This is a genomic window from Paenibacillus xerothermodurans (genome assembly GCF_002220865.2).
Classification (GTDB): Bacteria; Bacillota; Bacilli; order Paenibacillales; family NBRC-103111; genus Paenibacillus_S; species Paenibacillus_S xerothermodurans.
On record NZ_NHRJ02000003.1, the window covers coordinates 169,449 to 181,338 of the forward strand.

10 protein-coding genes and 6 tRNA genes are annotated in these 11,890 nt (G+C 49.7%); 12 read left to right on the plus strand and 4 right to left on the minus strand.

The features are described 5' to 3' along the window. The first annotated feature begins 16 nt into the window (after positions 1-16). Together sdhA and sdhB are read left to right on the plus strand one after the other, a co-directional pair. A complete protein-coding gene (gene sdhA / locus CBW46_RS08175) occupies positions 17-1,774 on the plus strand; it encodes a succinate dehydrogenase flavoprotein subunit (RefSeq protein ID WP_089199528.1) in 1,758 nt (585 codons plus the stop codon). Positions 1,775-1,776: 2 nt separating this feature from the next. Beyond that, entirely contained in the window at positions 1,777-2,541 is a 765-nt protein-coding gene (gene sdhB, locus CBW46_RS08180; protein WP_089199529.1) for a succinate dehydrogenase iron-sulfur subunit, read from the plus strand. Positions 2,542-2,870: 329 nt separating this feature from the next. On the opposite strand, the gene CBW46_RS08185 is transcribed toward sdhB, so the two are convergent. Then, complete coding sequence (locus CBW46_RS08185; RefSeq protein WP_089199530.1) at positions 2,871-3,836, minus strand: cation diffusion facilitator family transporter; 966 nt, start codon at positions 3,834-3,836, stop codon at positions 2,871-2,873. A gap of 513 nt (positions 3,837-4,349) precedes the next feature. Between CBW46_RS08185 and CBW46_RS08190 the strand changes: the two genes are divergently transcribed. After that, entirely contained in the window at positions 4,350-5,087 is a 738-nt protein-coding gene (locus CBW46_RS08190; RefSeq protein WP_089199531.1) for a tRNA(His) guanylyltransferase Thg1 family protein, read from the plus strand. Position 5,088: 1 nt separating this feature from the next. Further along, positions 5,089-5,529 carry an ATP-binding protein gene (locus CBW46_RS08195; protein ID WP_089199532.1) on the plus strand — a complete coding sequence of 147 codons (441 nt, stop codon included), beginning with the start codon at positions 5,089-5,091 and terminating at the stop codon, positions 5,527-5,529. A 395-nt stretch (positions 5,530-5,924) separates the two neighbouring features. Here the strand turns inward: CBW46_RS08195 and CBW46_RS08200 are convergent, their stop codons facing one another. Together CBW46_RS08200 and CBW46_RS08205 are read right to left on the minus strand one after the other, a co-directional pair. Continuing rightward, entirely contained in the window at positions 5,925-6,776 is an 852-nt protein-coding gene (locus CBW46_RS08200) for an AraC family transcriptional regulator (protein ID WP_089199533.1), read from the minus strand. A 149-nt stretch (positions 6,777-6,925) separates the two neighbouring features. Then, entirely contained in the window at positions 6,926-7,795 is an 870-nt protein-coding gene (locus CBW46_RS08205; RefSeq protein ID WP_089199534.1) for a UbiA-like polyprenyltransferase, read from the minus strand. A gap of 501 nt (positions 7,796-8,296) precedes the next feature. Between CBW46_RS08205 and CBW46_RS08210 the strand changes: the two genes are divergently transcribed. The 8 genes from CBW46_RS08210 (at position 8,297) to CBW46_RS08245 (ending at position 10,833) form a co-directional block, all read left to right on the plus strand. Further along, positions 8,297-9,070, plus strand: coding sequence for an SDR family NAD(P)-dependent oxidoreductase (locus tag CBW46_RS08210; protein ID WP_089199535.1), 774 nt, complete (start codon positions 8,297-8,299; stop codon positions 9,068-9,070). Between the two features lie 312 nt (positions 9,071-9,382). Next, positions 9,383-9,459 (plus strand) — tRNA-Met (locus CBW46_RS08215). Positions 9,460-9,662: 203 nt separating this feature from the next. Continuing rightward, positions 9,663-9,735: transfer RNA gene (locus tag CBW46_RS08220), tRNA-Lys, on the plus strand. Positions 9,736-9,749: 14 nt separating this feature from the next. Beyond that, positions 9,750-9,833: transfer RNA gene (locus CBW46_RS08225), tRNA-Leu, on the plus strand. A gap of 8 nt (positions 9,834-9,841) precedes the next feature. Then, positions 9,842-9,916, plus strand: a tRNA-Gly gene (locus tag CBW46_RS08230). A gap of 7 nt (positions 9,917-9,923) precedes the next feature. After that, positions 9,924-9,997 (plus strand) — tRNA-Arg (locus CBW46_RS08235). A 110-nt stretch (positions 9,998-10,107) separates the two neighbouring features. After that, positions 10,108-10,184: transfer RNA gene (locus tag CBW46_RS08240), tRNA-Pro, on the plus strand. 229 nt (positions 10,185-10,413) lie between these two features. Continuing rightward, a complete protein-coding gene (locus tag CBW46_RS08245; protein WP_089199536.1) occupies positions 10,414-10,833 on the plus strand; it encodes a tellurite resistance TerB family protein in 420 nt (139 codons plus the stop codon). 189 nt (positions 10,834-11,022) lie between these two features. On the opposite strand, the gene CBW46_RS08250 is transcribed toward CBW46_RS08245, so the two are convergent. Then, the gene (locus tag CBW46_RS08250; protein WP_089199537.1) at positions 11,023-11,871 is read right to left on the minus strand and encodes a sugar phosphate isomerase/epimerase family protein; all 849 of its coding nucleotides are present in this window, start codon (positions 11,869-11,871) and stop codon (positions 11,023-11,025) included. Between the last annotated feature and the right edge of the window lie 19 nt (positions 11,872-11,890).

Sequence of the window (11,890 nt, forward strand, 5' to 3'; positions counted from 1 at the left end):
GGGGGAGTGAGCAGCAATGGCTAATTCAAAAGTAATCGTAGTTGGCGGAGGCCTGGCAGGCTTGATGGCTACTATCAAAGCCGCAGAAGCCGGGGTTCACGTTAACCTGTTTTCCTTAGTACCCGTGAAACGTTCCCACTCCGTATGTGCCCAAGGAGGAATCAACGGAGCTGTAAATACAAAAGGTGAAGGCGACTCTACATGGGAGCATTTTGACGACACCGTGTACGGAGGCGACTTTCTTGCCAATCAACCGCCGGTCAAGGCGATGTGTGACGCCGCCCCAGGTATAATCCACTTGATGGACCGCATGGGCGTTATGTTTAACCGTACGCCGGAGGGCTTGCTCGATTTCCGCCGGTTCGGGGGTACACAGTATCACCGTACGGCTTTCGCCGGTGCCACTACCGGTCAACAGCTGTTGTATGCGTTGGATGAGCAGGTGCGGCGTTGGGAGACTGCCGGTCTTGTCACAAAATATGAGCATTACGAGTTTATGGGCGCCGTGTTGGATGACGATGGCGTATGCCGTGGTGTATCCGCGCAGGATCTGCGTTCTATGGAGGTCAAGACGTTGGCTGCAGACGCTGTTATTTTGGCTACCGGCGGCCCTGGTATCATCTTCGGTAAGACAACGAACTCCGTGATCAATACCGGTACGGCCGCAAGTGCTGTATACCAGCAGGGCGTTTATTACGCAAATGGGGAGTTTATCCAAATCCACCCTACAGCGATTCCCGGCGATGACAAGCTGCGCTTGATGTCCGAGTCGGCGCGCGGTGAGGGCGGACGGATTTGGACTTACAAGGACGGCAAACCTTGGTACTTCCTTGAGGAGAAGTATCCTGCGTATGGCAACCTGGTTCCCCGTGACATTGCAACGCGCGAAATTTTCGCTGTCTGCGTCGACCAGAAGCTCGGCATCAACGGCGAGAACATGGTTTATCTTGATTTGTCTCACAAGGATCCGAAGGAGCTTGACGTTAAGCTTGGCGGTATCATTGAGATTTACGAGAAGTTCATGGGGGACGATCCTCGCAAGATCCCTATGAAAATTTTCCCGGCCGTGCATTATTCGATGGGCGGTATGTGGATTGATTTCAACCAAATGACCAACATCCCCGGCCTGTTTGCCTGCGGGGAGTGCGAATATCAGTATCACGGTGCAAACCGTCTGGGCGCGAACTCGCTGTTGTCCGCAATTTACGGCGGTATGGTGACCGGGCCGAAGGCGATCGAGTATATCAAAGGCTTGAGTAAGCATGCCGAAGATATTTCTTCGACTGTGTTCGAGCGAGAGCAGAAGAAACAAACGGACAAGTATGAAAGTCTGCTCAAAATGGACGGCACCGAGAACGCCTACGTTCTACATAAAGAACTGGGTGAGTGGATGACTAACAACATGACGGTGGTACGTTACAACAAAAAGCTGCAGGAAACATTGGACAAAATTAACGAGCTCAAGCAGCGTTACCAGAAAATCAGCATGACCGATACGGCACGTTGGAATAACCAAGGCGTAGCGTTTACCCGACAGCTGTGGAACATGCTGGAGTTATCACAGGCAATGACTTTGGGTGCGTTGCAGCGGAACGAAAGCCGTGGCGCGCATTATAAGCCGGAATTCCCGGAACGTGATGACGAGAATTTCTTGAAAACCACCAAAGCCAAGTGGACTCCGGACGGACCGGTTATCGAGTGGGAAGATGTGGACATCTCGCTGATTAAGCCTCGTAAACGCGACTACTCCACAGACAAGAAAGGAGGACATTAATCATGGCTGAAACAACTGCTGCTAACAAAAAGGTCAAATTCATCGTGACTCGTCAGGAGTCGCCTGAAAGCAAGCCGTACACGGAAGAGTTCGAAATCCCGTACCGGCCGAACATGAATGTGATCAGCGCACTGATGGAGGTTCAGCGCAATCCGGTTAACGCGAACGGGAATAAGACAACGCCGGTATGCTGGGAATCCAACTGCTTGGAGGAAGTCTGCGGAGCATGTTCCATGGTGATCAACGGCAAGCCCCGCCAAGCTTGTTCCGCTCTGATCGATAAACTGGAACAGCCGGTTCGTATTGCTCCTATGAGCACATTCCCGGTCGTGCGCGACCTTGTGATTAACCGCGAACGGATGTTTAACGCGCTGAAGAAAGTCAAAGCGTGGATTCCGATCGACGGCACATATGATCTTGGTCCTGGTCCTCGCATGGCCGAGTCGAAGCGCCAGTGGGCGTATGAATTGTCCAAATGTATGACATGCGGAGTATGCCTTGAGTCCTGTCCTAACGTGAACGACAAAACCGACTTTATCGGACCTGCGGCGATTTCTCAAGTTCGTTTGTTCAATGCACACCCTACCGGGGAGATGAACGCAGAGGAGCGTCTGGATGCACTAATGACGGACGGCGGAATTGAAGGCTGCGGTAACTCGCAGAACTGCGTAAGTTCGTGTCCGAAGGGCATTCCATTGACCACATCGATTGCAGCAATGAACAAGGATACCACCAAGCACTTATTCAAAAAATGGTTGGGAATGTGAGATAAACAATCCTCGTACAGTCCCGGCTTGTCCGGCTGCGCGAGGATTTTTGTTTGGTAACAGATTGGTGCGCGCTCTTGGCTGTATTAGATGTGTAACATATGAATAACAAACTATTAAGTTTAGCTGGTGGTTAAATGAGGGCGGGGCTTTCTCACGTGAATACAACAACTCCCCCAGTCATCAACTCGCATGTTGATGACTGGGGGAGCTTTGTGTTCGATGTGGGGACTTTGCGTGACTGACCACTGGTCGATGCGTTGGTGTTACTTGCATGGTTGGCCGTGAAGAAATGTGGTCATGACTGCGGGCGGCCAATCACTATATGTTTAATGGTACTGCGTAATTTCTGGTTTAATTCTTGTCTCTTCCCGGTGGCGCAAGAACTCTTTGCCGTAGTCCCCGTGAGGGTGAATGTTGGCATGCTCCATCTGGATGGTGGAATGCTTGATGCCATATTTTTGCTCAAGTGTCTCGTTGATTGCAAGAATGATACAGAAAGGCTGGATCTTCTCGTCGATGAAAACATGCGCTGTGAGCGAGTAATGATCGGAGGAAATAGCCCAAAGATGCATTTCATGCACGTCTTCCACACCTTCGACTGCGGCGATCGCCGCACGTATCTCATCCAGGTCATAGCGGGAAGGCACGGATTCCATTAGTATCATGTATGCTTCTTTGATAATTTTCCATCCGCCGGCAAAGATGATCGCACCAATCACCATACTGATTAACGGGTCGAACCATAGTAGGCCGGTAAAATAGATAATGACGGCTGAGACGATAACCCCGATCGAACTTAACAGGTCACCGATAAAATGCCACAAGGCGCTTTGCACGTTCAAGTTTTCTTCTTCTTTGATGCTGCGACTCAGCACTAATGTCAGGACCAGGTTGACCACCAACCCGACCGAAGCGATTAGCATCATCAGTTGGAAACCGATTGGTTCGGGATTGAAGACACGGCGTACAGCTTCGATAAAGATACCTATCGCTATGATCGCGAGAGCCAGCCCGTTCAGGAATGACGCTACGATCTCGAACCGCAGGTAGCCGAATGTGAATCTCGCATTGGGCGGCCGTGTCGCCAAATATATGGCCAGCATGCTCAGGCCCAGAGCGAACACATCGGATATCATATGCGCTGAATCGGACAACAGAGCCAAAGAGTTGGAAAGTAGTCCGCCGATAATCTCAACAATTGTAAAAAATAAGGTCAACAACAGCGTTATCCATAAAGTCCTCTTGGATTTCGTCTGCTCTTTGACGTGATGCAGATGGTGGTAATCATACATAATGGTTCACCTCAGTATGCAATTTGCTATTATGCTTCGGATTATACGTCAAGGTCGGAATTTTGGCAAATACTTTAATTGAAAGCGTTTATCAGTGTTTTGAGAGCAATTATCACTCGTTTGAGAAGTTTTATCAGTTATTTGAGAGTTTTTCTCAACAATACAAGCCGGGGAAGGAAAACGCTTACAAATTTGTTACATAACTGAAACATACGTGTTACGGATTTAACATGTTGTTTGTGTAATATAATAAGCAAGACCCCCTTTTTTAATATAAAACCTTTCAGGCCCGCCCCGTTGGCGGGTCTCTTTTTTTGTCCCCGCCCACCGCCATTAACGTCACATTATCGTATGACTGCGAACGTCATCGGGTGAAAAGTTGGCGACGATCACGACTCTTCTAAAATAACCTAAACACATCAAAAATGTTTCCAGGTACACACACGCCTTGATTATGAGATAGGAGCAGTTGGCTTACACTAGTAATATTCGAATCAGGAAGGGGACGGTTGCGTGAACAGAGACGAGTTCGGCAATCGCATGAAGGGGTATGAGAATGTGTTTCGGCACAGCTTACCGCGGCGGCTGCCTGTGCTGCTTAGAATCGACGGCTCGCATTTCCACACATACACGCGCGGTATGGGGAAGCCTTTTGACGAACGGTTGACGAATGCGCTATGGGAAACCTGCAAATACCTTGCGCAGAACATTATGGGCTGTAAGATCATTTACCACCAAAGCGATGAGATTTCTGTTCTCATTACCAACTACGACAAAATTAGCACGCAATCTTGGTTTGATAATAACATTCAGAAAATGGTGTCCGTCTCAGCATCCCTGGCCGCGGCTAAGTTCAACGACGAGATCAAAAAAATCTACCCGGACAAAGAGCTTGCTGTTTTCGACAGCAGGGCATGGGTGCTGCCTCAGGACGAAGTTACGAATTACTTCATATGGCGCCAGCAGGACGCTATGAAGAATAGCATCTCGATGGTGGCTCAGGCGCATTTTCCGCATCAGGAGCTGCAGGGGCTCGGCGGCGGGGCCATGAAGGCAAAGCTGCTGAGGGAGAAGGATATTATTTGGGAAGATATACCCATATGGCAAAGGCGCGGAATCTGTGTAACCAAACAGTTTTATTTTAAAGGGGAAGCGCAGAGGAGCCAGTGGGAGGTCGACCCGCAGACACCGGTGTTTTCGGAAAACCGGGACTATATTGACCGTTACGTATACCTCGATAAGGGTGAGTAATATGGAGTGTGTCATTTTTGTAGGCATTCAAGCTTCGGGCAAATCCACTTTCTATAAAGAGAAATTTTTTAACACACATATGAGGATTAATTTGGACATGCTCAAGACGAGGCATCGGGAGAACATCTATTTGGCAGCGGGTTTTCAGGCGAAGCAGCCTTTTGTGGTGGACAATACGAACGCAACCATCGAGCACAGAAAAAAGTACATTGAGCTGGCCAAGCAGCAAAAATTTAAGATAATCGGATATTACTTCGAGCCGGATTATGCGCAATCTATTAAACGAAACAATGCTCGCACAGGCAAGGAGAAAGTGCCGGTGGTGGGCATCAGCAGTGTGATGAAAAAATTGCAGGCACCCAATTGGAACGAGGGTTTTGATGAGTTGTATCGGGTGACGAGCGAAAATGGACAGTTTTATGTCGAGCGGATGGGAGAGTGAGAGTTATGCTGTAGCTCTCTTTGGCGCCGCCTGAGAGCGGCTGAACGATTCTCGCAGGTGCAGCTGATCTGAGGTTATCGCAATAATGCTGTGCGGAGCAGGCATCAGAAGCAAGGTGCGACGACGTCGCGCTACCGTTGTCTGGAAATAGCGAACGCCAGCGTGGAAGAAAACTGGATCGAAACACGGCAGCTGAATGTGGAGGCGCCGTTGGGATGCCACTCATCGCATCCTGGGGCTGAAGTAGGCCTAGGCACGGCCTCTGCTTCCGCCTGCGTGACGTTCCACGCAGCGGTGGGCGTGTGCTCCCAACACGACGTTGCAGTACCGCGATTGCGCTCCTGGGAACACCCATCGGGCAGTTGCGGTTGGCGCCGGACAGCGTCACAGACGGACTAATGCGCTGGAGTTCGCACCGACTTTTTATACTGCTCGGGGGTTAAGCCAACCTGTTTTTTGAAGATGCGGCTGAAATGTGCAAGATGTTTAAATCCGACCTGGAAACACACTTCAGTGACCGAAAGCGCAGGGTCGAGTATGAATTGGATTTTGGCCTGGTTGATCCGACGCTGGTACAAGAAATCGAAGATGGTCACGCCTGTAATTTCTTTGAACATTTTGGATAAATAAAATTTGCTGAGATGCAGATGCTGCTGCAGCTGTTCCAGGTGGAGGTCTTCCGTATAGTTGCGTTCGATGAATGAAATAATGCGTTGGACGGTTTTTTCTTTTTCCGAAGGTAAATCGACCAAATCTTTCAACGGTGTCTGGCAGTGCTCGTAGATGAAGTAGAGGAAGTCAACGAACGCAAGAAGAAAGCGGTTATAGCCGATCTGATCGCGTCTTATGTACTGGCTGTGCATGCCTTGGAGCATCTGTTCCGCCTCATCCTTCGCCGAGCCGCGGAAGCTGATCCGGTAATTTCCAAGCTCTTCGAACGGCTGCAAAATGTTTACCGCATGCTGGGGCTCCAAGAATGGTTGCAGTGCGGCCGGATTGTAGTGCACGATGGAACGGATGTAGTCCACGCAAGGATCGGTTTTGGCACAGTGCAGCGTCATCCCGTTCATCAAAATGAGATCCCCCGGAGACAGGGAATAGATTTTGTCACCGATGAGATAGTTGCAGGATCCTGAATGGAAATAGTATACCTCGTATCTCGAGTGCGAGTGGAAAATGGGTTCAATCGGGCTGTTGTTTCGATAGTTGAACTGGATGGAGTCTGTATAGGCCGCAAAAAGGGACATAGGCTCGCTCTCCCACCAAAAATGTATGATGATCCCAGCATACCATGCCTGTCGGGGCAGGACAATGCAAGCGCTGCCGAAAAAATCATTTATACTGCAGCACATGGAAAAGACCCCGCAGCGGCAGGGTCTTACGGAAAACGTCCTTTTTACAGTATGTTTACCAACACATTGGCAAAAGTGAAAATGAACGCCACTGATGCGATGTAGCTATTAATTGTAAAGAACGCCGTGTGAATGTTAGACATATCGTCCGGCTTGACCAAGCGGTGCTCCATTATGAGCAGAATTGCTATTAACACGACCCCTACGTAATAAATCCAGCCTAGATCGATGACTTGTGGCAGGCTGAGGAACAAAATAATAGTCAAGATATGAAGTGCTTTTGCGATAAGTAAAGCATTTTTCACGCCGAATCTGGCAGGGATGGAGTGCAGTCTATGGGCCCTATCGAACTCTACATCCTGACAGGCGTAAATGATATCAAAACCTGCAATCCATACGGCCACAATGCCGCCTAGAATCCACGCCGCCGGGTGAAAATCTCCGGTAACTGCAATCCAGCCGCCGAGAGCGGCCAGAGCATCCGTGACGCCGAGCACGATATGGCATGTCCATGTGTACCGTTTGGCATACGAATAACCGACAAGAAAAACTACGGCAATCGGCAGCAGCTTGAAGCATAAGTCATTCAACGCCCAAGCTGAAATCATTAACACAACCAGAGATACGGTCGAAAAGATGACTGCTTCCGTCACCGACACAATCCCTCTTGGAATTTCCCGGTTTGATGTTCGCGGGTTCTTTGCGTCAATCGCACGGTCTATCAATCGGTTCAACGCCATCGCAGAACTTCTCGCACCGACCATCGCCAAAGTCACCCAAAAAAATACACGCCAGGACGGCAGAGTGCCATAGGCTTGAAAACTGGCTAAAATCATCCCCAGATATGCGTAGGGTAAAGCAAAGATCGTATGTTCGAACTTGACCAGACGTCCGAACTTTACTAGTACATTCACAATTACTCCTCCTCTGACTCCACTCAATTTGACTATACAACAAATTTATTCTTATTGCGCTATGCCGCACCACAGCATTAAAGCGACAAATGTCTATACAGCCTGCTGTCCAGTGTCAAGGCTTATCGTCCGAGCAGCTCGCGTCGATCTCAGGTGTGGTGACGATTATCTCAGGATTTATTCCATTCTGACGGAAAAGCGTGAAGTCCGCCACGGCGATGGTGACGAAGGGCTCGATTATTTTGCTGTATCCATTCGTGCAGCGATATTTTATCAATGGGCTTATGATGGGCACAAACAAAGGTTGACATAGGGCTGCCTACTCTACACCAGGTCAAATGTCATTTTTGGAAGGCTGCTCGCATATGTTTCGTAAAAATGGATGTCGGGATTCATCCTGCTGACTGCGCTTTCGACGTTGCTCCCCGCTTCTCTGAGGCGGTTGTCACATGGCTGAACTGGGTATATGAAAGTAAAGAAAAATGAGGAGGGCATCAAACAATGAGCAAAAGACTATTGGATAAAGTTGTCGTGATAACCGGAGGAACCAAAGGCATCGGCAAAGGTATCGCGTATATGGCCGCGGCGGAGGGAGCCAAAGTTGCTATCAATGGGCGGAATGAACAGGACGGCCAGAGGGTCACTAGCGAAATCGGCGAACGCTACGGAACGGAGGCCATCTTCATCAAAGCCGATATCAGCAGGGAGGCGGCGTGCAAAGAGCTGATGGACCGAACGGTGGCGAGATTTGGCAGAATAGATGGTCTCGTCAACAACGCCGGCATTTTTCCACGGGGTACGATGGTGGATACGGCGGAAGAGTTATTTGATTCAATCTTCACGGTCAACATGAAAGGCGCGTTCTTTTGTTCGAAATATGCAATTCAGCAGATGCTGAAAAACGGTGGAGGCTCCATCGTGCAAATCGGCTCCACCAATGCGTATAAAGGCGCGAAAGACCTTGCGGCCTACTCGTGTTCCAAGGGCGCCATGCTTACACTAAATCGTCATATCGCCGCGCATTACGCTGGGTACAATATTCGTTCCAATTGGATAACGGTCGGCTGGGTCGCTTCAGAGGGGGAAATAGAACTGCATCAAGATCACTATGGAAGAAGTCTTGAGGAGTTAAAGGAGTTGGCTAACACACACGTCCCTAGCGGACGCATGCAGACACCGGAAGACATGGCGTACGGCGCGATCTTCCTGCTGTCCGACGATGCCAGTCAGGTGACCGGCACGGAGCTTGCCATCAACGGCGGGTTAGGTCTGTAAGTGAAAGGCGATACATCTAATTTCTGCGCGGGCTTATAGCACATGAGGCGAATCACTAAAAGCAAGGCAGCTTAGAAATATTCTCGCCAAAACCTCAACTCCCCGATCACCTGCGAGAGCATACCTGCTTGGGATATGGATTGAGTTTTCCTACTTGACGTTGACTCAATCCACTATCAACATGGTAATAATTTCAACTTGTTTGATACAATAAAATATGATAAATTAAATTTCTGGCTGTAAATTGATTAATGCGAACATTTAGTTGATTTGGTTCGAGCCAGTTTTCAAGGGAATAATGTTCACAACTGACGCGGGGTGGAGCAGCCCGGTAGCTCGTCGGGCTCATAACCCGAAGGCCGCAGGTTCAAATCCTGCCCCCGCAACCAAATCATTATCGAAGCGGCCAAGCGTGGAGCCGTAGTGTAGAGGCCTAACATGCCTGCCTGTCACGCAGAGAATGTGGGTTCGAATCTGGCTGGCTGCGCCATTGTAACAACGGACAGGCTCGGGATAGAGCAGAGGACTGAACATCCTCATGTCGGTGGTTCGATAAGGCTCTCAACACCATAATGATATGGGACAATATTATGAGCCATTAGCTCAGTTGGTAGAGCACCTGACTTTTAATCAGGGTGTCGTAGGTTCGAGTCCTACATGGCTCACTTTTTCCAGGTATGCGTTCGTGGCGGAATTGGCAGACGCGCTAGATTCAGGTTCTAGTGGGGTAACAGCCGTGGAGGTTCGAGTCCTCTCGAGCGCATATTCTATGCGGAAGTGGCTCAGCGGTAGAGCATCGCCTTGCCAAGGCGAGGGTCGCGGGTTCGATTCCCGTCTTCCGCTCCAATTACCTGTTCCCTTAGCTCAGCTGGATAGAGCGTTTGACTACGAATCAAAAGGTCGGGAGTTCGAATCTCTCAGGGAACGTAGAACATTACGCTGGTATAGCGGAGGTTCACAGCACAGCACGCGGCTGAAAATAGGAGAGAACCGCCGCCGTGTCTGATTGCACGCTCCACCGGCATGTATTGATATTTCGGGACGTAGCTCAGCTTGGTAGAGCACCTGGTTTGGGACCAGGGGGTCGCATGTTCAAATCGTGTCGTCCCGACCAGTATATGACACTATGAATCGCCACATTGGTCATACATAAAATTCGATCCGCAAAAAATTGCGGATTTTTTTTTTCGTAGCGAGGCTCCGTGCGTGCAGCGGAGTTTTTTGTCTGCGAATATGCAGATATGGAACACTCAATCCGTTGTATTTTTCTAAGATATGGGCACCTTAGTATAGACCGCGCTTTAATTTAAATAAATGGGTGACAACCCGTAGGAGGTTTCTAAGTGGACATTCCGCAGCTGGATGAACGACGAGAAAAGCAACTGCGAGAGACATTTTCCGGGATGAAAAAGGCAATTGATGACCTGCAAAATCACATGAATCGATTCGATTACACTATTGTGTTTCAACTTGCTCACCGCTTGAAGAGTAATCCTGACTTGTTACATGAGTTTATGGATTCACCAGCGGCCGTATTCGAACGGGAGACTGGAATGTCACCTCCTCCAGCAACGCAGATACATTTTGTAAATAACCAAAATCAATATTATCCCGCGGAAGGCAGCGCTGAAAAACAAGATGGACAAGCAGATGATACGCCATGGGGGCGAGTGGAATATCGTTTTGCAATGGGCCCTGGTTGCATTGCTATAGGTAGCGTCTACCATGGTCATGGTGATGGCGGCGGAAATGCACCGGCATGAGAAGCATTGAACCGTATTGATCACGTTATACATTATTGCATTTCGCACAAGACAAGGCTAGAGCTGTTCTTTCGCTGGTCGAACGCAAAAAGGTAAGCGGACATTAGACGTCTAATGCCCGCTTGCCTTGTTACGCATGTCTGGCCTCACTAATAAAACGGTCAGCCTCGCTGCAGCTATCCTCCATACCTACATTAGGCTCCGCATGTATGAGGCGAACTGTTGGAGCATTTCCCGTGAAGCATACTGCTTGCTGAAGTCTTCCACGCCCAGATACCCGTCGTACCCGACAGATTTTAAATCGTCGATAACCTGCTGCCAAGGCACGACGCCCTGGTTTATTCCGGTCCAGCCGCAGCTCCAAGCACTGCTTCCATCTTCTGTAGTGCCGTTCGACTGCCAGGCTGCGTTCTTCACGTGGACATGGGCGAGGTAGGGACCGAGAAGCTCCATGCCCATACGGTAATTCTCAAACCCTTCGTGCACCATGTTACCGGGATCGTACAGGACGCCGATGCTGTCCGGATCAAAATGCTCACACAGCCGGTACGCAGCGCTGGCGCTGGCGGCGATCGTCTTGTGATGTGTCTCCAATAAGCCCTTCACGCCGTACTGCTTGCACAAAGGCGCCACTTGTTTCAGGTATTTGATCTGTTGCTCATACAAATCGTTGAAGTGTGTGCTGCCATCGTATCTCGCCACTGCCAGCCGAATGAACGCCGCTCCCAGCTTTTTGGCGGCGCTTAGCACCTGCTCGGTGCCTTCGACATCGTTAACGGATAAGTAAGGCGTGACACTGATCACGCTGAGCCCTTGTTCACCGGCGGCTCGTTGGAATTGATCCAGCTGCCCGTCGCCCAAACCAGGCTGTATCGTGCAAATGTTGTTTCCCCAGAAAGAGGGAGGGTCGCCCAGCACGGACGGGTCCGTATCTTTGTACCGCCATTCGATGCCGTCGATTCCTGCTTGTTTCGCTGCTGCTGCAAGCTCCTCAGGCGTAAGGTCGGGCGTGGAAACGGTGAATACGGATAACTTCATTGGCTTTAGCCTCCTTGTC